The 22,895-nt window shown below is 39.7% G+C and carries 19 protein-coding genes and 1 pseudogene; 9 read left to right on the plus strand and 11 right to left on the minus strand.

Going from position 1 to position 22,895, the window contains the following annotated elements; translation table 11 throughout:
• The first annotated feature begins 135 nt into the window (after positions 1-135).
• Positions 136-2,229 (plus strand): nitrite reductase large subunit NirB, encoded by a 2,094-nt coding sequence (gene nirB, locus ACZ9EE_RS16445; RefSeq protein WP_476028637.1) that lies wholly within the window; start codon positions 136-138, stop codon positions 2,227-2,229.
• Entirely contained in the window at positions 2,226-4,358 is a 2,133-nt protein-coding gene (gene nasC / locus ACZ9EE_RS16450) for an assimilatory nitrate reductase catalytic subunit NasC (protein ID WP_476028639.1), read from the plus strand. Before nirB ends, nasC begins: the two co-directional genes overlap by 4 nt.
• Positions 4,359-4,431: 73 nt before the next feature.
• On the opposite strand, the gene nspC is transcribed toward nasC, so the two are convergent.
• From nspC to ACZ9EE_RS16485, 7 genes are all read right to left on the minus strand, one after another.
• Positions 4,432-5,559 carry a carboxynorspermidine decarboxylase gene (gene nspC, locus ACZ9EE_RS16455; RefSeq protein ID WP_476028641.1) on the minus strand — a complete coding sequence of 376 codons (1,128 nt, stop codon included), beginning with the start codon at positions 5,557-5,559 and terminating at the stop codon, positions 4,432-4,434.
• Between the two features lies 1 nt (position 5,560).
• Positions 5,561-6,796 carry a saccharopine dehydrogenase family protein gene (locus ACZ9EE_RS16460; protein WP_476028643.1) on the minus strand — a complete coding sequence of 412 codons (1,236 nt, stop codon included), beginning with the start codon at positions 6,794-6,796 and terminating at the stop codon, positions 5,561-5,563.
• A 565-nt stretch (positions 6,797-7,361) separates the two neighbouring features.
• The gene (locus ACZ9EE_RS16465) at positions 7,362-8,090 is read right to left on the minus strand and encodes a GntR family transcriptional regulator (RefSeq protein ID WP_476028645.1); all 729 of its coding nucleotides are present in this window, start codon (positions 8,088-8,090) and stop codon (positions 7,362-7,364) included.
• Between the two features lie 67 nt (positions 8,091-8,157).
• Positions 8,158-8,940, minus strand: coding sequence for a fructoselysine 6-kinase (frlD, locus tag ACZ9EE_RS16470; protein ID WP_476028647.1), 783 nt, complete (start codon positions 8,938-8,940; stop codon positions 8,158-8,160).
• Between the two features lie 67 nt (positions 8,941-9,007).
• The gene (locus tag ACZ9EE_RS16475) at positions 9,008-10,021 is read right to left on the minus strand and encodes an SIS domain-containing protein (RefSeq protein ID WP_476028648.1); all 1,014 of its coding nucleotides are present in this window, start codon (positions 10,019-10,021) and stop codon (positions 9,008-9,010) included.
• Between the two features lie 134 nt (positions 10,022-10,155).
• Entirely contained in the window at positions 10,156-11,499 is a 1,344-nt protein-coding gene (locus ACZ9EE_RS16480; protein WP_476028649.1) for an amino acid permease, read from the minus strand.
• Between the two features lie 22 nt (positions 11,500-11,521).
• The gene (locus tag ACZ9EE_RS16485; RefSeq protein WP_476028650.1) at positions 11,522-12,343 is read right to left on the minus strand and encodes a TIM barrel protein; all 822 of its coding nucleotides are present in this window, start codon (positions 12,341-12,343) and stop codon (positions 11,522-11,524) included.
• Between the two features lie 221 nt (positions 12,344-12,564).
• Here ACZ9EE_RS16485 and ACZ9EE_RS16490 point away from each other — a divergent pair, with 221 nt between their 5' ends.
• Complete coding sequence (locus tag ACZ9EE_RS16490) at positions 12,565-13,122, plus strand: hypothetical protein (protein ID WP_476028651.1); 558 nt, start codon at positions 12,565-12,567, stop codon at positions 13,120-13,122.
• Between the two features lie 46 nt (positions 13,123-13,168).
• Here the strand turns inward: ACZ9EE_RS16490 and rluF are convergent, their stop codons facing one another.
• The gene (gene rluF / locus ACZ9EE_RS16495) at positions 13,169-13,885 is read right to left on the minus strand and encodes a 23S rRNA pseudouridine(2604) synthase RluF (RefSeq protein WP_476028653.1); all 717 of its coding nucleotides are present in this window, start codon (positions 13,883-13,885) and stop codon (positions 13,169-13,171) included.
• Positions 13,886-14,110: 225 nt separating this feature from the next.
• On the opposite strand from rluF, the gene ACZ9EE_RS16500 reads away from it, so the two are divergent.
• The 4 genes and pseudogenes from ACZ9EE_RS16500 (at position 14,111) to ACZ9EE_RS16515 (ending at position 18,020) form a co-directional block, all read left to right on the plus strand.
• The gene (locus ACZ9EE_RS16500) at positions 14,111-14,362 is read left to right on the plus strand and encodes a hypothetical protein (RefSeq protein ID WP_476028655.1); all 252 of its coding nucleotides are present in this window, start codon (positions 14,111-14,113) and stop codon (positions 14,360-14,362) included.
• Between the two features lie 52 nt (positions 14,363-14,414).
• Positions 14,415-14,873, plus strand: a pseudogene (locus tag ACZ9EE_RS16505) (GDSL-type esterase/lipase family protein); the annotation flags it as partial.
• A gap of 1,354 nt (positions 14,874-16,227) precedes the next feature.
• Positions 16,228-17,397 carry an Alp7A family actin-like protein gene (locus tag ACZ9EE_RS16510; RefSeq protein ID WP_476028656.1) on the plus strand — a complete coding sequence of 390 codons (1,170 nt, stop codon included), beginning with the start codon at positions 16,228-16,230 and terminating at the stop codon, positions 17,395-17,397.
• Positions 17,398-17,405: 8 nt separating this feature from the next.
• Positions 17,406-18,020, plus strand: coding sequence for a hypothetical protein (locus ACZ9EE_RS16515; protein ID WP_476028657.1), 615 nt, complete (start codon positions 17,406-17,408; stop codon positions 18,018-18,020).
• Between the two features lie 49 nt (positions 18,021-18,069).
• Here ACZ9EE_RS16515 and ACZ9EE_RS16520 read toward each other — a convergent pair whose 3' ends face one another.
• The gene (locus ACZ9EE_RS16520) at positions 18,070-18,195 is read right to left on the minus strand and encodes a DUF4023 domain-containing protein (RefSeq protein ID WP_476028658.1); all 126 of its coding nucleotides are present in this window, start codon (positions 18,193-18,195) and stop codon (positions 18,070-18,072) included.
• Positions 18,196-18,428: 233 nt separating this feature from the next.
• Between ACZ9EE_RS16520 and ACZ9EE_RS16525 the strand changes: the two genes are divergently transcribed.
• Positions 18,429-19,364, plus strand: a complete 936-nt coding sequence (locus ACZ9EE_RS16525; RefSeq protein WP_476028659.1) for a phosphotransferase — start codon at positions 18,429-18,431, stop codon at positions 19,362-19,364.
• Between the two features lie 34 nt (positions 19,365-19,398).
• On the opposite strand, the gene pepT is transcribed toward ACZ9EE_RS16525, so the two are convergent.
• Together pepT and ACZ9EE_RS16535 are read right to left on the minus strand one after the other, a co-directional pair.
• Positions 19,399-20,631 (minus strand): peptidase T, encoded by a 1,233-nt coding sequence (gene pepT / locus ACZ9EE_RS16530; RefSeq protein ID WP_476028660.1) that lies wholly within the window; start codon positions 20,629-20,631, stop codon positions 19,399-19,401.
• 492 nt (positions 20,632-21,123) lie between these two features.
• Entirely contained in the window at positions 21,124-22,107 is a 984-nt protein-coding gene (locus tag ACZ9EE_RS16535; RefSeq protein WP_476028661.1) for a nuclease-related domain-containing protein, read from the minus strand.
• Positions 22,108-22,263: 156 nt separating this feature from the next.
• On the opposite strand from ACZ9EE_RS16535, the gene ACZ9EE_RS16540 reads away from it, so the two are divergent.
• Positions 22,264-22,887, plus strand: coding sequence for a TetR/AcrR family transcriptional regulator (locus ACZ9EE_RS16540; RefSeq protein WP_476028662.1), 624 nt, complete (start codon positions 22,264-22,266; stop codon positions 22,885-22,887).
• The last annotated feature ends 8 nt before the right edge of the window (positions 22,888-22,895 follow it).

A 22,895-nucleotide genomic window follows, 5' to 3' on the forward strand; every position in this document is an offset into this window, starting at 1 on the left:
TGATGTAAGGTCCTCTAACATAAAAACTTTTGTGTTAGGAGATATAACATGATTGATTTCTAATTAGTTAATTTATGAAATAATAAACGGTATTCATGGCCATGGCAGGTACTCTTACAATGCTGGAGGTTTATTATGAAGAAGCAAAAACTAGTATTAATAGGCAACGGGATGGCAGGTGTACGTTGTATTGAGGAGATCTTAACTGTAAATCCTGACGGTTTTGATATCACGATTTTTGGCAGTGAACCACATTTGAACTATAATCGGATTCTTCTATCCACTGTGCTGCAGGGCGGCACAGTGCTTGAGGATATTACCCTCAATGATCGTGACTGGTATGAAGGACGAAAAATTAAACTATTTACCGGGGAAACAGTTGTGAAAATTGATACGGTAAAACAGGTTGTGATCACAGATAAATACCAAGAGACTTCCTACGATCGCCTCATTTTAGCGACTGGCTCGGTTCCATTTCGTCCATCCATCCCAGGTGCGGATAAAAAAGGAGTGACGACGTTTCGAACAATTGAAGACTGTCAGATGATTATGGCAGCTGCGAAGCGTTTTAAAAAGGCTGCTGTTATTGGCGGAGGGTTGTTAGGGCTCGAAGCGGCAAGAGGGCTCCTCAACCTTGGAATGGATGTGACTGTGGTCCATAATGGCCGTTATTTATTAGAACGGCAATTAGATGAAACAGCAGCCAACATGCTTCAAGTTGATTTGGAGAACCAAGGAATGAAGTTTCTTTTTGAAAAACAAACACAGGAAATTATCGGAGATAACCGGGCAGAGGGACTGGTTTTTAAAGACGGAACAAAGATTGATACGGATTTGGTGGTAATGGCAGCAGGGGTTAGACCGAACATTCAATTGGCGAGAGAAAGTGGAATTGAAACGAATCGAGCGATCCTCGTGAACGATTACCTACAAACAAACGCAGAGAATGTTTACGCCGTCGGAGAATGCGTCGAACATCGCGGCCAAGTTTATGGACTGGTAAAGCCTCTATATGAACAAGGGGAAATATTAGCCAAACATATCTCCGGTATCGCGAACCAAGGCTATTCTGGCTCTGTTCTTTCCACACAATTAAAAATCTCAGGGATAGAGGTGTTTTCTGCCGGGAAGTTCCATGAGGAAGCTTCGTCAAAGTCGATTAAATTATATGATGAGGTTAATCAAATCTATAAAAATTTGGTCTTTCATGATCATAAATTGATCGGTGCTGTTCTTTTTGGAGATACAAGGGACCGCACAAGATTGTTAGAACTGATCGTCAAACAGCAGGAAGTTTCTGACCTTGAAAAAACAGCTTTATTGCAATCAGTAATTGAGACTGGCTATTCAGTTGCTGCGATGCCTCTTAGTGAACTAGTTTGTAACTGTAATGGGGTGACTAAGGGCGTGATATTGGAAGCAGTTCAACAAAAAGGATTGACCACCGTTGACCAAGTGAAAAAATGTACGAAGGCATCAGGCTCCTGCGGCGGCTGTAAATCGTTAGTTACTGAACTGCTAGCCTATATAAAAAGCGATGAATGTAATGAAATCATCAAACCGAAATCGATGTGCTCTTGTACCTTCCTGACAGAGGATGAAGTCGTACAAGAGATGCAGTTGAGCGGCATAACTACTTCCATAGAAGCAATGCAGAAGTTGAATTGGAATAGCAAGAATGGCTGCAGCATATGTCGTCCTGCAATCGAGTATTACTTAGGAATGATTTATCCGGAATATGACAGAGAGCAAGGCATTGACAGGATCATCACGTGTATAGAGGAATACAATTGCCAATGTGATAAACAGCCATCCCTGAAATTAGCGGCTTCCTTTAAAAAGGGATTAGAGTTTTTAGCCATGCCTTACTTGTTAAAAATAGGTGTCTCCACCTGTATGCATAATGGAGCAGGTTCTACAATAAAAGATATTGGTGTCATTGGGACGGAATTAGGCTGGGAAATTTATGCGGGAGGCAGCAGCGGGAGAATGATTCGAGCAGGGGAATTATTGGCGGTTGCCCCGACTGATGAAGAAGCTGTCCAAATCATTAGAGGGCTGATTCAATATTATCGGGAATCGGCTAATTACCTGGAACGAACATGGCAGTGGATGGAACGAATGAGCTTAATCCATTTAAGAGAAGTATTGTTTGATCAAGCACTTCGTCAGGAATTACTAGAGCGCTTAGATGAAGAACTATCAGTAAGAAAAGGTGAGGAATTTTGACGGAATTGATGTTAAAGTATTTCCGTAAAAAGCAAAAGGAAGTACAAACGGAAAAAATATATGATACTCAATGTCCCTTTTGTAGTATGCAGTGTAAGATGCAATTGATCGAACAGTCGATTGTTTCCAGAAAGCAATATAAAACGGTAGGCAAAGATAATCCAACCACCCAGGGCCGTGTATGTGTCAAAGGGATGAATGCCTACCAGCATGCGTTTAACAGGGAACGTTTAAAATATCCGATGTTAAAGGTAAATGGTGAATTTGTCCGGATCTCATGGGAACAGGCATTGGAGCAAATAAAAGCACAATTTACTAGAATACAAGAAGAAGACGGGCTTAATGCCTTAGCTGTATATGGGAGCGCATCGATTACGAACGAAGAAGCGTATTTACTTGGTAAATTTGCACGAGTGGCGTTACAGACGAAGTATATCGATTATAATGGCCGATTATGTATGTCGGCCGCTGCTTCAGCCGCCAGTCAAACCTTCGGGATGGACAGAGGATTGACCAACAGTCTCGCTGAAATTCCATTTACCCGCTGTATCATTTTAGCTGGAACGAATGTGGCGGAATGCCAGCCAACTATCATGCCGTATTTTGAAAAGGCAAAGGAAAATGGGGCATTTATTATTGCGATTGATCCACGTGAAACAGCGACTACGAAACTAGCTGACTTACATTTAAAAGTGAAACCGGGAACGGATGCAGCCCTAGCAAACGGGCTGTTGAAGGTGATAATCGAAGAAAATTACATGGATGAGACGTTTATTCAGGATCGTGCTACTGGCTTTGATGTGGTTCAAGATTATGTAAGGTCATTAAAGTTAGAGGAAATAGAAGAAATTACAGGAGTTCCAATTAACCAAATTCGAACTGCAGCCATTAGGTTTGGCAAGGATGAAACAGGAATGATCTTTACGGCGAGAGGCGTTGAGCAGCAAACAGATGGTTCCAGCGCCGTCCGTAACTTTCTTAATATCCTTGTAGCTACAGGCAAGCTAGGCAGGCCGCATTGCGGCTTTGGTGCTATTACCGGACAAGGAAACGGTCAAGGGGCGAGAGAGCATGGCCAAAAAGCTGACCAGCTTCCCGGGTACCGGTCGATTGAAAACGATGAACATCGAGCGTATATAGCAAATGTTTGGGGAATCAATTCAGAGGATTTGCCGAGGAAGGGCGTCTCTGCCTATGAAATGATGCAGAAAATCGATGAAGGAGAAATTACTGGGATGTTTCTAATGTGCTCCAACCCGGTTGTCTCCAATCCAAATGCTGATTTTGTTAAGAATGCATTGAAAAAGTTAAAGTTTCTTGTCGCGGTCGATCTGTTTGTTTCAGAGACAGCCAAACTAGCGGATTTGATTTTGCCAACTTCATCCTACTTAGAGGATGAAGGGACGATGACGAATGTGGAGGGAAGGGTAACGTTACGAGAAGCGAGCTGTCCATGTCCGGCTGAAGTGAAGCATGACTGGCAAATCATTGTTGAGATTGCCCGGGTTCTCGGAAAGGAGAAGTACTTTTCTTTTTCTTCATCAGAAGAAATTTTTAATGAATTGCGATTGGCGAGCCGGGGAGGAATAGCTGATTATTACGGGATTACCTATGAAAGGCTGCGAAAGGAAGGCGGCATTTTGTGGCCATGTCCTGAACTTGATCATAAAGGGACCATGAGGCTGTTTGAAAGTTCCTTTGCCCATCCTGATGGCAAGGCTGTGATGGTAGTCGTTCCCAACAAACCTGTTGTTCCTAAGGAAGAGCTGTGCCGTGAGTATCCATTGTATCTGACAACAGGAAGAGTCATGTCTCATTACTTAACGGGAGTTCAGACAAGGAGAAGTCCTGCGTTAGCTGCTAGAAATATTGAATCCTATATGGAAATTCATCCAGCAACGGCGAGGAGTTACCAAATTGTCGACCAATCCTTAGTTAAAATTGAATCTCGAAGAGGAAGTATATTAGTTCGAAGCAAATACTCTGAGGCAATCCGTCCAGATACCATTTTTGTTCCATTTCATTGGGCTGACTCCCAAAATGTCAATGTTCTTGTCGGAGATGAATTAGATCCTGTCTGCCGGATGCCTGGTTTTAAATTAAGTGCCGTTAAGGTAAGCCCGGTGTAAAACAGGAAAAAACAAAGGGACGGTTCTTATGCTTCTCCCGAAGCATAAGAACCGTCCCTTTGTTTCTAATCTATTAAGCTAATCTCATTTTAAAGTCTTGATAGCCAAATTCGCGTACAATTTCACAATCACCATCAGGTTTTTTAACGGCGATAGCTGGTAATGGCATGCCGTTAAAGGTTGTGTTTTTTACCATTGTATAGATGGCCATATCGCCGAAGACTAATCGGTCCCCGCTCTTTAATGGTTCATCAAAGGAATAGTCACCGATGACATCACCTGTTAAGCAGGTTTGCCCGCCAAGTCGATAGGTGTATGGTTTTTCGCCTGCTTCGCCTGAACCAAAAAGAGGCGGACGGTAAGGCATTTCCAAGACATCCGGCATATGGCAGGTTGCAGAAGTGTCAAGAATAGCAATATCCATTCTGTTTTGATGTAAATCCAACACAGAGGTAATCAGATAACCGGCATTAAGAGCAATGGCCTCTCCTGGCTCGAGATATACTTCTAATCCATATTTATCTTGCATTCTTTTAATACATGCCTCAAGTCGAGGGATATCGTAATCCTCTCTTGTAATATGGTGACCGCCGCCGAAATTGATCCATTCCATTTGCGGAAGCCACTCACCAAATTTTTCTTCCACTGCATTTAGAGTAGTTTCTAAATCGTCAGAGTTTTGCTGGCAAAGGGTGTGAAAGTGAAGTCCGGATACACCCTCAAGCAATTCTGGTCGAAAATGGTCTTTAATGACACCGAATCTGGAACCTGGTGAACATGGATCATAAATGGCATGTCCAACTTGTGTAGAGCATTCTGGATTGATGCGTAAGCCCACTTTACTGCCAGCTTTTAGAGCCTTATCTTTAAATTTCTCCAACTGTGAGAAGGAATTAAAGATAATATGATCACAAATCGAGATAATTTCATCTATTTCATCGTCACGATAGGCAGGGGCAAAGACGTGATTCTCTTTGCCCATTTCCTCGTAGCCTAAACGTGCTTCGAATAATCCACTTGCTGTAGTACCACTTAAATATTTTCCAATGAGGGGATACATTGTTGTCATAGAAAATGCCTTTTGTGCCAAAACAATCTTAGCACCTGTACGCTGGATTACACCGTTCAGGATTTTCAGGTTTTTTTCAACCAGACTTTCATCTACGACATAACATGGTGTTGGTAATTCTTCAAACCGCATTTTATTTAATTAGCTCCGCTTCTTTTTTAGCAGGCTCATCATCAACAAGAATTGGATTAAAGTCTTCTACCCATGGAAGTCCCCATTTGTTTAACTCTTCCATGAATGGATCTGGATTGAATTCTTCGATATTGTATACGCCAGCTTTGTTCCATTTGCCAGTCAAGATCATTGCAGCACCGATCATGGCCGGAACACCTGTTGTATAAGAAATGGCTTGTGAGCCTACTTCTTTATAGCACTCTTGGTGGTCACAAACATTGTAAACGTAATAGGTTTTATCTTTGCCGTCCTTTTTCCCTCTGAAGATACAGCCGATATTTGTTTTACCAACTGTACGAGGTCCAAGGGAAGCTGGATCTGGTAATACAGCCTTCAAGAATTGAAGAGGAATAATTTGTTTACCTTCAAATTCAATTGGCTCAATCGAAGTCATTCCTACATTTTCAAGGGCCTTCAAGTGCATTAGGTAGCTTTGGCCAAATGTCATGAAGAAACGGATCCGCTTAAGTCCTGGAATGTTTTGAGCAAGGGATTCAAGCTCTTCATGATAAAGCAAGTACATATCCTTTTTGCCAACTTCAGCAAAGTCGTATTCACGCTTGATTTCCATTGGCTCCGTTTCAATCCATTCGCCATTTTCCCAGTAACGTCCATTAGCAGAAACTTCACGGATATTGATTTCAGGGTTGAAGTTAGTGGCGAAAGGATAGCCATGATCGCCGCCGTTACAATCAAGAATGTCGATATATTCGATTTCGTCAAAATAGTGTTTTAATGCATAAGCGGAGAATACGCCTGTTACACCTGGGTCAAAGCCGCTGCCTAAAAGGGCTGTAATGCCAGCTTTTTCAAAACGCTCACGGTAATCCCACTGCCATTTGTATTCAAATTTTGCCGTATCCTCTGGCTCATAGTTTGCTGTATCCATATAGTGTGTCTTTGTTGCAAGACAAGCATCCATGATCGTTAAATCTTGGTACGGTAAGGCTAAATTCATGACGATATCTGGTTTTACTTCATTAATCAGCGCGATTAACTCATCCACATTATCAGCATCAACTTGTGCAGTTGTTATTTTTGTTTTGCCGCCATCAAGTTTAGCTTTTAATTCATCACATTTTGACTTTGTACGGCTTGCGATACAAATTTCTTCAAATACTTCACTGTTTTGAACACATTTATGGACAGCAACGGATGCTACGCCGCCAGCCCCAATAATTAGCGCTTTTCCCATTTTCCTATCTCCTAACGTAATAGATTTTTAAAAAGTAAAACGGAATTCCGTAACAACAAAAAAAGCAAGTGCAAAACGCAGGGATTAATTGCGCACAACACTTGCTTTGATATATTCAATATTAAAAATCAAGTATTTCCATGACAAAAAGTCATATCTATACTCTACCAAGTCATCAGACATTTTGGCAGAAAGCTTTTTAATATTTAACATATATCATTTTAGGATCAGAGTCTATATAGCAAATAATCACTTTTACCACTCTTATTGACCGTTTCACAAGTTGTGTGCATGTGCACTGGTTGTAAAGTAACCAACTTATAAAATTTGAGCTTTTAACTCAATCAATAAGGCAACCAAAGTTGCCAATCGGCAGTTGACCCGGCTGTCCGTATGGCCTTAACTTCCAAAGAAGTGGTCAATGTTATCTGCTTGGAAAGATCCAGATATAGTTAAATATTTGCTTTCCAAAATCATGCTACTTCATGTTAGCAGTATATAAAGATAAATGCAAGAGGAAATTTTTAAAAATAATATAAAAAAGGTTGCACCAAACTTACATGACCTATTTTGCCCGATGAACCGTAAGTTTAACCTTGTTTGTTTCACACATAAAGGTAGAGAGGTGGACAGGTTCATCATCTATATTGAATGATATCTTTAAAATTTTAAAGAGATTTGCCCCAATATCGCACTCCAGCCATTTAGCGTAGTCTTTTGTGGCACCAATAACATCAATAATTTTGTCATTACTGACAATTTCCGTTTGGTAATCGTTCAAAAGAATTTTATAAGTAGATTCATTTCCAACAATTTTCTTTTCTAGATCTGGGAATCGAATTAACGAGAAATGGGCAATATCATAAAAAAGAGGGCGATCATTTACATACATGAGCCGCTCAAGTTCCAAAATGGGGCTGCCTTCCTCAACTTTAAGATATTCTGCTATTTCCTCTGTTGCTTGTATGATTTCACTTTTTAAAATTCGAGAATTAGGGGTCATGCCCAGCTGATGACTGAACTCTGAGAATCCACTTACAGATATCAACTCATTGTGAAATTTTTTTGAGGTAACATAAGTTCCTCTCCGTGGAATACGTGTTAATGTACCGTCCTTTACCAACTCCTCAATTGCTTTTCGGATGGTAATCCGACTTACGTTATAAATTTCACATAGTTCAGCCTCAGTTGGTATTTGTTCATCTGGTTTATACTTACCTTGCTGGATATCATTTTTCAACATTTGCCTTATTTGCATATAGAGTGGCTGGGGGGTAGAAGGATTTAAATTCATTACTTGCTTCATCCTTATCAATTCAATAAATTTTAATATCTATTATACATCGAGAGCCCTGTCCTAGTCACCATGCACCAAAATATTGAATTGTTTTTGCAGCTGTTTGGGTACCTAACTGTAAACATTCTTCAATGGTACAGCCTTTCAATAGTCCATAAATAAAACCCGAAATAAAGGAGTCACCTGCCCCCATTGTATCGACTACATTCTCTTCGATTACACCAAATTGGTAAAATTGTTGACCATCATAGGCAAGAGAACCGTTTTCGCCTAATGTTGCCACAGCAACTTTTGAGCCAAGGTTTTTAATTTCCTTTAGATACTGACGTATATAAGCATCATCTTGTGTGTAGGAAAAAAAGGCATAATCGACAAACGGTGGTAAGGTCTTTACCAGAGGATCATTTAATTGGTTTGAAAAATCAAAGGAGGTATGCAGCCCCATTTCTTTAAATGCAGGATAATATTGCTCCACATGTCCCCAAATTCCAGCATGTACGCATTTGTGTGTCCCAATAAAAGTAATTTCCTCCGGCGTTAAGGTAAAGTCAGCCATGACACCTTCATCGTATTCTCCGAATTTGCGATCATTGTCAACTAATTCAACATAGGTGATGGCAGTTTTTCCTTTCTTTTGAGATAGATGAGTGGTATCTACTCCCTTGTTTTGAATCGCATCAATCATTTCTTTACCGTATGAATCAGACCCAACCCAGCCAATATAGGAAGTTTCAGCACCTAAGCCTTGTAAATAGACAGCGACATTGACGGGATTTCCTCCAGGATAGGCCTTCCCGTTTGCTTGATACACATCCATGCAGTTATCACCGACAGTAGCTATTTTCATTGTTATATCCCCACTTTTCCTTTTTTAAGAAGAAACGAGCACTACGAGTAGTGCTCATTCATGATTTCTAATATTCCATTTGGCGATAGTATCTTCTAAGGTCTAACGAATGGTTCCGTTCACGCTCCAGATAAACACTGATTCTGCTTAAGACGGACCAATTAATGCTAACAGCAAAGTGTTTTCTAAATTCCTCGCTGATCCCTTCCATCTCGAAATCTCTTGTATCTATAATCGTTACATTCTTTGTTATATTCTCAACAAATCTTTCTACACGGTCCATTAGAGGCCTTGTTTCGTCTTCCCCCTTTAGTAAAATCACACTTGTATCTTCGACGACAAGTTCAAGCGTACCGTGGAAAAACTCAGCAGCGTGAATGGATTTAGCATGGATCCATTGCATTTCCTCTAATACACACATCGCATAGCAATAAGTATTTCCCCATAAATTACCGGAACCCACCATCATATGATAATCTGTATCTTTATGTTTGATGGCAAATTCCTCTGCTTGTTGATCAAAAGATTTAACAGCATTCAGAATGGCACGTGGGAGTAGATTAACTTCCTTGGTAAATTGCTCATATTGAGGAAATTCATCATGATTATACATAAATCGGAAGATAACCATGTAGAGAAGCATATAAAAAGTATCAAAAGAGTGTTTTTCTGAACCTGTAGTGATACAATAGTCTACCATTTTTGTTAATGGTGTATTTGGCTCTGCTACTAAAGCAATGGTTGTGGCTCCTTTTTCTTTACAATACTCGGCAGCTGCAAGGGTTTCCTTCGTTGTTCCGGAAACAGAGGTAAAGATACAAACTGAATCTTTACTAAAATGCTTATGGTTCATAACCATAAACTCCGCTGCAATTTCTGCATGAACGTCAATCGTAGAGTTTGATTTTAGAATATACTCATAAGGATACATCATGGCAATGGTTCCGCCTGCGCCGATAAGGAAAATGTTCTTGTAGCCTTTTTGGCAGATTTCATCGACAAAACCTTCAATTTCCCCTCTAAATGCAAGGCCCTCTTTTTCAACAAGCTTAAGGAATAATTCTTCATCAAATTTCAACATGGATATGATCCTCCTTTTTTGTGGTGGGTTAAACTATTTGTTATGTCTTGTATTATAGTTAGATATAACAAATAATACAAGCCGTTTTTTAAAAAATAGGAAGTTAGAATAGTGGAGCTAACTTCCTATTAAGGTCATGCTACTACATCATTTCCCTTGTTATTTGCAGACCCAAATCTCTTATTCCAATAAAAGTAAACAGGAAGTCCGGTTGCAATAACAATAAATGCTGCAATCATACCCTGCCAAGGGGCCCATGTGAAGGTTCCCCAAGCAAGCCATGAGGCACCAAGGATGGCTAAAATAGTTGTTAATTTCCACATTGGCATTCGATAGATTGGGTTATAATCCTCTCGTTTACGGCATTTGTAAACAGCTGCAAAGTCCAAAATATTAATGACAAGCTGAATCAGCGTGAAGTACCCAAGTAAGGCGGTTAAATTACTCATAAATACGAGAATACAAGCATAAGTAACCTGAATAATAATAGAAAAACTAGGAGTTTCATACTTAGGATGAACCTTAGCGAAACGTTGGAAAAATAGGCCATCTTTCGCCATCGCATATTCCAAACGAGGCTGAAACATAATACAGGAGCTTAATGATCCGAGAATAACAATAATGGCAGTAATGGCGACAAAGGAAGAAGCAATATGAGAAAGACCTGGAATATAACTGACTGCCTCTGAAACGGCAGCACTAGAATGGATTAATTTATCAAACGGCATTAAGCCGATGACACAAATTGCCAGTAATGTGTACAAAGCTAGTACAATAAACACTGAGCTAATCAGTGCACGTGGGAGAATTTTCCCGGGATTTTTAAATTCGCCAGCCATAAAACAAATCGCGGCCATACCTGTGTAAGCCCAGGTAGTTGCGGATACACCTCCGATTAAACTGGTTTTAACAGCTCCATGGGCGGGCACATATGAAAAATTACCAGCTTTCATATACATCAGACCTAAAACAATGACAATAATAAAAGGAATGATCTTAACAGCAGTGATAATAACTTGGAATAGTCCACCTTCTTTTACACTTCGATAATGGATGGAGGTAATGACTAAAATGATTGCTACTCCTAACAACTTACCAGCTATACCAGAAAAGAAAGGAAAAAAAGTAGCAAGGTAAGAAACAATTGCTAAAGCCATAATAGAAATAGAAGGGGGGTCTAACGCCCAGAACGTCGCCCAACCATATAAAAAGGCAAGAGGTCGCCAACCTGCCTTATTCAGATATACGTAACCGCTTCCATTTTCGGGATAAGCCGTTGATAATTCTGCTAATACCATTACCTGCGGTATTGCGATAAGGCCGCCGATAATCCAGGCTAAAATTGAGATAGAAGGAGTTCCTGCTGCTTTTGCAACATCACCGGATGAAACAAAGATACCTGATCCAACAGTTGTTCCAACTGCAATCGCTAGAGCAGACCAAAAACCCAGTTTTCGTGTAAGAGTGCCATTACTCATAAAGAGTTCCTCCAAATCCAGATTATAAAATTCCCAATTCCTTTATTTTTTCTAATGATTTAATGATTGCATCTTGTGGATTTTGATAATATCTCGTTCCCATAATTTCTAGAGTGCAAACTCCTTCGTAATGTTGGCTTTGAAGACTTGCTAGATCATCTCTCCATTTTAGTACCCCATCGCCTAGTGCTAGATGAGCATCTGATTGACCGTCACCATCGATTAGGTGGAAATGACATACGTCTGGCAGAATGGAAAAATAATCATTAGGTGTTTCATTTGCTAAATGCATGGCCACTGTATCAATCATCCCTTTTAAGGAAGGAGATTGTATTTCCTCCATCATTTTCTTTACTCCTAGTGCGTCGGTAATTAAATTGGACTCAAATTTGGTTAGTGGTTCCAATGCCAGGGTTATTCCCTCTTTCTCAGCCACTTTTGAAAGTTGGTAAATGGAGTCACTTGAATACTTCCATGATTCCCCAAGTGAAACAGAAAAGTCACCAATTCCTGAAGTAATCAACACCATTTTGGTCTCAAGCTCTAGAGCAGAATACATATTTTCAATAAAATAATCGATACTTGCCTTTCGCCATTGAGGATCTAAAGCTGCCAGATTAAACGGGTAAACACATTGTTCGGGAGTATAGCAAACAATCTCCATATTTCTAGACTTAATTTCCTTTTTAATGCTTCTTATACTTTCAATTGGATTACGGTAGATATATAAGTGGGGCTCGCCTGCCCATAACTCAATTTGGCTGATACCTAGGCGCTCCATACTATCCAAAAAGTAGTGGAAAGGAAAATTCCTAAAAGTGATGTTCATACCTGCAAATCTCATTTTATCACCTCCTTATTTTTGAAAACGCTCTATTTGTTATGTCTTGTATTATAATTAAACATTACATGATTTACAATAGGCAATTTTAGAAATTTTTAAATTAATAGATTTGACCGTAATTTGATATTTTTTCACTATAAAGATATTGGAAACATACTTGGAGACAACGGGTAAGTATGGTTTAATTTTAGATAAATTGAACAAGAAGGGTATAAGGACGGATGGAGATTAAATTAGAGTTTTTTGAAAATATAAGCGAACCAGATCACCTGAAGGCCGTGTGGGAAATTCTGTGTGAAAGTGACCAGGAGTTTGTTCCACCACTATCAGCTAGGGGAGGCACCTTTCAAAGTGTTCTTCAGCTCGGGGGGGATCTTGAGGCTTTGCCGCATTCTTACTACAAGGAAATCATTAAACAGCCGCTCATTTTAGCTATGAATAAAGAGAGTGGTAAGGCCACAGGATTTATGACCTTTAAGCATAATAATAGCTGCCCTGAATTAAAGGAATTTTCTCCAAGTAATTATATTACAACGATTTGTGTAAGGAAGAACGCTCGAAACCTAGGGATTACGAGGGAATTTTACAGGATGATTCAATCCGAAAGAATTCCATCCCAATACAGAATGCCTTTTCTTGCAACGAGGACATGGTCAACAAACAGTTCGCATCTGCACATTTTGGAGACACTGGGTTTTGAAGTAAGTGCGAGACTTATCAATCACCGAGGGCAAGGAATTGATACCATTTACTTTGCCAAAAAAGTCAATTATACATAAAAAGGGAGGAACTGAAACTCTATGTCTCAGTTCCTCCCTTTTGCTTTTACCATTCTCTAGGGTGATATTGAAGATCATCAAACAATTGCTCTTTTTCCTTTTTGGTTAAATCCCGCCATTGGCCAATCGGCAAATTACCTAAATGGATATTCATAATCCTAGTCCGCTGCAGCCTGGCAACCTCATAGCCTAAGGCGGCGCACATCCTGCGGATTTGCCTGTTGAGTCCTTGGGTTAGGATGACTTGAAAGACATACCTCGAAAGCTGTGTTACTTTGCAAGGAAGTGTTTTGGTATTTAATATCTCCACTCCCGCAGCCATTTTTTTTACAAATTCAGCTGTAATAGGCTTGTTCACGGTTACAATATATTCTTTTTCATGCTTATTTTCCGCCCGGAGAATTTCATTTACAATGTCGCCGTCATTTGTCAGTAGAATTAGTCCGTCTGAGTCCTTATCAAGCCGGCCAATATGGAAAATCCGCATAGGATGATTCACAAAATCAACGATATTCCCTTTTATATGCCTTTCAGTGGTACTTGTAATCCCGACTGGTTTATTTAAAGCAATATAAACATATTCTTTCTTAACTTTAATCGGATTCCCATCAATCCGGACCGTATCACCAGGCTCGACCTGGCTGCCCATTTGAGCGATCTGGCCATTAATCGTCACCCTTCCTTCACTAATTAACTTATCCGCTCCTCGCCTAGAGCTCTTTCCCGACTCACTAATAAACTTATTAATCCTCATTCTTACCACAACCTTAAGTGGAATTGTTTGCTTAAGAATAACCTACTTTTATTGTTCTTTTCAAGCAGACCCAAATGGTGCCTGTCACCATTACTTCTATTTGCCCTCATTTTAAATGTAAACTATTAAAATATTTTCTGGCAAATTGTGACAAAAACTTCATATCTTAGGAGTGATGAGAACAGACTGGGTAGTCACAGGTGGAAAAAATATTTCCTTGATCAAACTGGAGCCATGAAAACGGGCTGGGTACTAATAAATGGACAATCGTACTACTTTTATCCTTATCCTAACAGAATCATGGCAGCTAATACCGTCATTGATGGCGGTAAAATAGGAGCAGATGGTACATGGCAGCAAGTTCAATATGTGGCGTTAGGAGATTCTCTAGCGGCTGGTATGACTCCACTTGGTGTAGATCGAATTCCAGCTAACGGAATAGATTTAGATTGGGGCTATCCAAACTACTTTGCTGGACCCCTTTAAACGGATTTTGATGTAGTAGAGTAGATTTTGATAACTTTGGTGTGGCGGCTATAAAACTTCAGATGTCATTGCTCAATTAAATAAGGCAGATGTTCAAAAGGAAATTAAAGAGGCAACACACGTTACAATTGGCATTGGCGCCAACGATATACTACCTATAATACAACAGGTTCCTAACGATCGAACTAAAGCTCAAGCTGCAAACATTAACACTATTCTTAGTAAAATTGATCAGTTAATTCCCAAGGCAAAGGTATATGTAATGGGCTATTATAACCCATTCTCTTATATCACAGATGCACAACAGAAGGAAAAGCTAGACAAGTTATTACTTGGTTTTAACGGTCAAATCCAAGCACAGGCTGCTCAGCATGGTGATACGTTTGTACCAACCGTACAAGTAATTAACATAGCTGATTTCCAAAAATACCTGCCAAATCCACAAAACATTCATTTAAGTCTTTTAGGTTATCAAGTAGTTGCTGGTAGGTTCTGGGGATTAATTAGATAGTTTAATAGATTATTAGGCACCTCTTGCCGGGTGCCTAATTTTTTTATTAAAGAAGAATCACCTTCGAACAAATGTTTACATATATCGTGTACATGTAAACATTAAGTATACAGCGCGTTTACGATTTTGTGTACGTGTATACATTTTGTAAACAATGAGTATACAATTTCGTTTACTTGTATGCAAAGGTGTATACATGTTGGGATGGCGCGATGTACACGAATTTGTATTCAATGTTTACGAATTTGTTTACATTATCAAGATCTTTACAAATTGTTTAGTGATTTACACTTTTATTTCTATTCTGTTCGTTCACCTTGAAGAACCTATCAATCTCTTAGCATTATAGAATTCCGGTTAACGGTGTTGATCTAGATTGAGGCTATCCAAACTACCTTGCTGAAAATCTCAAAAAGGGATTTGATTGAGTTGAATTTGATAACTTTGGTGTAAAAAGGTATCAAACTTCAAAGGTCATAACTCAAAATAATAAAGCAGATGTTCGAAACAAGTTAAAGAGGCAACACACCTTACAATTGGCATTGGAGCTAACGATATCCTTCCTGTTCTTCAAAGGATCTTACTAAAGCTCAAACCGTAATTGGTGAAACGGCTGCAAATATTAACACCTTTCCTAGTGAAATTTGAAAAAGTGAATACTAAGGTAAAGGTATATGAAAATGGGCTATTATAATCCATTCCATATATCATAGATGCTCAACAGAAAGCACAGTTAGAGCAACTATTACTTACATATTATGGCCAAATTCAGTCTCAGGCTGCCCTCCATGGTGATTCGTTTGTACAACCGTACAAGTGATTAACTTAGCTATTTCCCCAAGATACCGGCAAAATCCACCAAGTATTCACACAAGTCTTTAAAGGATATCAAATGGTTGCTGGTGAGTTCTGGAGCGCAATTAAGTAGTTTAATAGGCTATCAAAGGCACACGGCAATAAACTGCAGCCAATTGTTAAACACAACTAACAGTCGGAGGTGTAGTTTTTCTATGCGCTTATTTTTTAATAAAAAATGATGTTTACACTTTAGTAGACTTGTATACGAATTGTGCGCATTTTTGTATACAAGTCTACTAAAGTGTTTACACGTTGTTTGCAAATATGTATTCTTGTATACAAATACGTGTACACGTGCCGTATCGCAGTGTATACAGATTTGTATTAAATGTTTACATTTGTGTTTACTTTAATGTTAAGTTTACATATTGTTTACTATTTTACACTTTTATTTCATTTCTATTCACCCCTTGAAGAATCTATCAATCTCCTATAGCCTTATAGTAGACAAATCTTATTACATAAAAAACCAATTTAATGAAAAGGAATGATCGTTATGAATAAATCCAGAGTTGCAGCAATAGATGTAGGAAATGACTCCATTAAGGCTATTTTCGGGGAATTAGAGTATGAATTAAATATTCCAAACATAATTGCCCGGGATACAGAGGATCGCCCTGTTATCGGCATAGAAGAACTCGATAGTAAAAACCCTTTAGATGGGATTCATATCAAGGTTCACTCCCCTGCCCTCAAAGAGAACAGCGCCGTTTATCGTGTCGGTAATTTAGCGACTAAAACAAATAATGCCACGGAATTAGACCCAGGCAGCAGCAAGTCAGAAGAAGACCAAACCTTAATCATGCTTTTTACGACATTGGCCTTGGATGCAGTTAGACAAGAAAGTTTCCCACGTGCTAAGAATGTCATTGATGCATCCTATACATTAGGAACCGGACTACCCCTCCGTGAAGTAAAGGAAGGAAAGGATGCCGGCTATCGTTCAAAATTAGTCGGAAATGTTCACCAAGTTGAATTTTTGGTAACACCGAAGTATCAAGGACTAAAAGTCAATATTAAATTTAACGAAGTAAAGGTTTATCCGGAAGGCTTTGCTGCTTATATTAACCTTGTAATGGACAATAACTTAAAAATCATTAACAAGGATTTAATTGATAAACGCATCTTAATTCAGGACATTGGCGGATTATCAACAGATATCGCGGTAATTAAAAATCGCAATGTTGATGATGATAAGGCACAAGGTTTTAACCTTGGGGTTTCAGAATCACTAGAGGCTATTCGTGAGGAAATTCGCACAAAACACGGTATTGAGCTGGACAGCCGCCGTGATGTAGTGGAAATCATTACAAGGAAAAATGATCGCAATCATATTATGGTCAAGGGGAGCCGGACAAGTGTTCACGATATTACCGATCGTATTTTGCTGGATTTAGCCAAAAAGCAATACCGGTTGTTACGAAATGTTTGGCAGAGAAATTCACAAACTGAAATTTGCTATTTTGTTGGCGGCGGCTCCCATGTTTTAAAAGATTATCTTAAAACCTTAAATAATAACTTGGATGGCTATAATATTGAATTCTTTGAGGATGATAAGGAAAGCATTTGGATGATGGCGAATGCTTACTATAAACTCATCATGGATTTTGTCAGAAAATCGGAGAAGCCTAAAGTACCAGTACAAGTACCAGTCAAAACTAACTAGGTGATAGTATGAAAAAAACTCCTCCATCTGAAATTAAACGAGGCCAAGCACTATCCTTTCGTATTCCTTCAGATACGCCTGACCATATAGTCAAGCATTTACAACGGTTAAAGGAAACAGAACGGAGAAATTTCTCCAGTACAATTGCAGAATTTGTCGTGCAAGGGATTAGTCATTCATTCTCACGTGAGAAAGAAACGATTACCATTCCCCTTCCGAAGAAGTTAACAAAGGCTCAAAAGGATTGGCTAAAGCATGAGCATTCGGAAGCGATGTTGGGTAGTATTCTATATCAGTTGATTGCTGACCCGATCCGGGCCACTTCGTTACTGGCTTCTTTAAATAGTAACTCCTTAGATATTGAAGAGGCCCTATACCTTCAGGAGGAGATACGTTCTGCGTCCCTCACTGCCGCCACTAGTAAGGTGGATAACCCGATCGAGAGAGACACTATGGAGGAGCTTGCAGCAAGTATCGATGACATTGATATGGATGATGACTTAAGTGGATTTGATTGGAACACGGCCAAGAAACCTGAGTCGCTGCCTGGAGAGGAAAAAGTGGAAGAAGAACTTGATTCCGACGACCTGCTTGGCGGATTTTTAGCTAATATGAATAAATAATTCTTCATGAACGGCCCCGACTTTCAATTAAGACGGGGCCTTTTGAAGTTTAATGCTGTTTATTCGGTAATTTTTGACTCTGCTGACCTTCACTTTGACGTTCTTTATTGTCTTTGTCCTTTTCCTGTCTTTCATGCAGCTTTTCTACAAATTCATGGGTAGTTTCGTTATTCATGCAGCTAACCTCCTTTTAAAAAATGAACCATAGTTATTCTGTCCATCAGGAAGTGTAAATATGTGAGTAAAATAGATATAAACCGACCCATCGTTCATACATATAAGTTAAGGTCTTTTTTACTATTTTTTTCAAAAAATGAAGGTCAGTTTTCTTGTTAAGTAAAGTGATTTTCATTATAGTCATAATGGAAACATTATGAAATTATGAAAATATGAATAGGTGGTGGGCCAATGGAGCTGCCTGAAAATCTTGTCTTAGATAGTGGTGCACTTAATGATACATTAATCCTTAAAAGAGAAATTCTCTATAAAGGAATGAATGGACGATTTGTCGAAAGGTTTTTTCTATCTCCATCGAAAAGCTTTATTTTTAAACCGTTAACCAACGATGATCAGTTAGGTAAAGAAGTATGGGTCCATCAACATATACTCCCAAAGTTTCCTCCGATTTACCCTAAGATTATTTCCTACAAAATATGTGAACAGCCTGAGTTAAATTGGATGATAGTAGAGGACCTTGGGGCACTAAACCATGAGTTTAACGAGATAAGTGTTTTAGAAGTAATTAAATTGGTGGCCTGGTGGCATTCATTGCCTATTGAAAAAATCGGGGAAGTACCGACAACGGGATTAAAGCCGTTGATCACTGATATTGTATCTGATGTTTTTAATAGCAAAGAAGAACTCTTACGTCAGCTGCCGATTCTTGAATTGGAAAGAGATAAAATTGAATATGTTTACTCATTGCTAAAAAAAATTATCTTTTCCGATCAACTTGTTTTATCACATGGAGATTTACATTTAGGAAATTTTTCACAAGTCAATAATCAGTTAAGAATCCTGGATTGGGAGCATACCCATTTAAACTCACCCTATTGGGATTTGTACCATTTAATTGATATGTCTCATCCTCTTTTTCCTAAACAAGTGACGTCCGAGCTCCGGAAGCAATTACTGACGGTGTACCTTGAACAGATAAATTTTGACTTAGATAGCAGCCGGTTTGTGAAAGAGTATAATTTGTTCTCAGCTGTTTTCTCGATGTGGATGATGGGGCTGATAAAGAAAGATCTCCAAGCAAAGGAGCGGAAATGGCCTGAAGAACAATTGCATAGGCAGATGAGAGAAACCATCATAAGTCTCAAGCAATGTGTTGAGGCGCTTTAAAAAAGCTAACCACTTGGGTTAGCTTTTTTGTATATTATGCTTTTTGCTCGGTTAATTTAATGATCTCAATAACGGTTTGGGTTGCTTTCACCATATTTTCAACCGAGATGAATTCGAACTTCCCATGGAAATTTTCGCCGCCGGTAAAAATATTCGGTGTTGGCAGACCCATATAGGAAAGCTGTGAGCCGTCTGTGCCGCCGCGGATTGGTTTGGTGATTGGTTTGATGTCTAAGCTAACCATCGCCTCATGAGCAATGTCGACGATTTTCATAACCGGTTCAATTTTCTCTTTCATGTTGTAATATTGGTCATTCAGTTCGAACACGATTCGGTCGGTGCCATATTTGGCCTGCAGTTCGCTTACGATTGCTTGTAAGGCCGCCTTGCGGTCATTGAATTTTTCCCGGTCATGGTCACGGATAATGTAGTGAAGATTGGTTTGCTCCACATCACCGTTGAAGGCCAGCAGATGATAGAAGCCTTCGTATCCCTCGGTATGTTCCGGTGCTTCTTGTGCTGGAAGTTTGTTATGTAATTCCATGCCGATTTTGATGGAGTTGATCATTTTATTTTTGGCAGACCCTGGGTGGATGTTACTGCCATTGATCGTGATTTTTGCTGCGGCAGCGTTAAAGCTTTCGAATTCTAACTCGCCCAATGGACCACCATCAACGGTGTAAGCATATTTTGCATTAAAGGCCGCAACGTCGAACTTATGTGGACCTCTGCCAATTTCTTCATCCGGTGTGAATGCAACGCGGACCTTACCATGTTTAATTTCAGGGTGCTGAATAAGGTAAGCCATTGCGGTCATGATTTCCGTAACGCCCGCCTTGTTGTCCGCACCTAGCAGGGTGGTGCCGTCTGTTGTGATTAAGGTATGTCCTTTGTATTCTGGCAGACTTGGAAAGTCCTTGGGTGACATAATGACTTTTAGGGCTTGGTTTAACACGATCTCGCCGCCGTCGTAGTTTTCGACGATTTGCGGGTTGACGTTTTTGCCTGTGAAGTCGGTGGCAGTGTCAACGTGGGCTAGGAAGCCGATGGTTGGTACGTCTTTGTCGGTGTTGGCTGGCAGGGTTGCCATCACATAACCGTTTTCATCGATGGTTACTTCTTGCATGCCGATTTGGTTTAGTTCTTCGACTAACATGCGAAGCAATGTCCACTGTCCTTCTGTTGATGGACATGTTTCGTTGTTTTCATTTGATTGTGTGTCTATTTTTACATAGGAAGTAAATCTCTCAATTAGTTCGTTTTTCAAGTTTGTGCACTCCCTTTTTTTAAGTTTTTAATCATGAATATCATATCACTTTGGGTGAGCGGTTACACGTTTTGAAAAAAGTTAATGACAAAAGGTCGGTTTGCTAGTGGATAGATTACCGCAACTTCGGATACGCGCCTCCAACTTGCGGATAAGAAGCGCTAACTTGTGGAAAGAGAGAGCCAATTTGCGGATAAGCGCCTCCAACTTGCGCAAGGCAAAACAACTTGCGGATAAGAAGCGCTAACTTGTGGAAAAAGAGAGCCAATTTGCGGATAAGCGCCTCCAACTTGCGCAAGGAAAAATAACTTGCGGATAAGAAGCGCTAACTTGTGGAAAGAGAGAGTCAATTTGTGGATAAGCGCCTCCAACTTGCGGATAAGAAGCGCTAACTTACGGAAAGAGAGAGTCAATTTGCGGATAAGCGCCTCCAACTTGCGCAGGGCAAAACAACTTTGCGGATAGGCACTCCGACTTGCCACAAGGGCAAAATTACCGTTTTAAACGAAAATCCATTGTATAGGATCGGTAGCGATATTTTCCCTCACTTTGCAGATTCATGCTGGTTAATATTCGATTTGCAGTGTAAATATCCTCCACCCCCAAAAACTCCCGACACTCCCTATTAGTAATACTTCTCTTATGAATCAAAAACCACTCCCGCAAAGTCCGTTCATGGGCAAGATGAACTCTGGCGCCGCAAAAAGGGCAAACCCAGGTACGCGGCCGCTTCACCATACCAATTCGGTCACATATTAAACACCTTACCCCACTCTTAAAATCACCAAAGGGAATTTGATAAGACTCACAGATTGGCTTTGGGATATACATCTGATGACTGTTAAGAAGCTCCGCTGACAGCCAATGGAAGGTATCAAGATCTAACTTCTGTTCCTGCCTCGGAATGCTTTTTAAATAAGAAGGAATCAAGTTGGGATATAAAATCTTTGTCCTTTGAGGGGGAACAGCCACAATTTGTTTGGGGTAGGCTAAAACTACAGCGCCGTAAAGAGGAATCTTGATATTTCGACTCTTTAGCCAATCAGAAAGTAACTGATAATTTCGCTCCAGTTGAACCACTGGACTCTCAAACCCGTCCTTATGCCCATCCTCACGGGTCCTAATCAATTGTGGAGGGTTATCTTTAAACTCCAAAATCCCGCCAATATTTTTAACCTCTAACACCACCCCTAACCTGGGGCTCAATAAAAAAGTATCCATTTGAAAATCAGAAGTAGGAGATAAATCATGAAAAATGTGGTGGTCAGATGAAAAAGAGGACTTGCGGAGGACTTCAGCAACCCGGTCTTCCCCGCCAATTCCCGCTTCAACCGAAGACTGCTTTCCAGCCAATACAGGCAGGATAGCGTGTCCTGCAGGAAGACGGCTCTGAGCCGATACTAAACCTTCTAACTTCAATGACGGATCACGATTTTTAATACAAATCTCAAACACCTCCCTAAAATCTACCTGCATCGTAACACATCCCACAAACCCAACCTATTCACCCAGTATCAATTTCATATTTCTGTAAAAAATACAGCTTGTCATCTATTGACCAGGGTAGTCAACGGGATTATAATGACTCCATTGACTGATGTGGTCAACACTAAAAATAGGAGGGCTGCACCAGTGTTTTCAAAATTTTTCAACTTAGAAACGGAAAAACAAGACCGAATTATCAATGCTGCCATAAAGGAATTTGCCCAGAAAGGATATGATAAGGCCTCGACCAATGAAATCGTAAAAGAAGCCGAAATCTCAAAGGGGTTACTTTTCCATTATTTTAAAAACAAGAAGCAAATGTTCTTATTGTTATTTGACCACTGCACCCAAATAATTACCGATGACTTCTACAAAAAGGTCGACCTTATAGAGACTGATTTTTTCGAACGAATACGAAAGGCAGTCTTAATTAAAATGGACCTGCTTGCAAAATATCCCGACATTTTTAAATTCATTGAGGAGGCCTATATGGATGAATCAGTGGATATCAAAACGGAAATTGAGAAAAAGGTAAAGGAACTAAATGAAATAAACATTGGGAGGATTTACGAGGGAATTGATATTAGTAAATTCAGAGACGATGTCGATATCCAAAAAATCTTAAAAATTATCACCTGGACATTTGAAAAATTGAGTGAAGAACAGCTTAACAAAGCCAAACTGACGCCGAATCACGAAATTGACTATCCAGCCATCCAGATCGAAGCGGAAAAATATTTTGATGTGTTAACAAAGGTTTTTTATAAATAAGGGGGCAG

Source organism: Bacillus sp. URHA0034, from assembly GCF_056280405.1.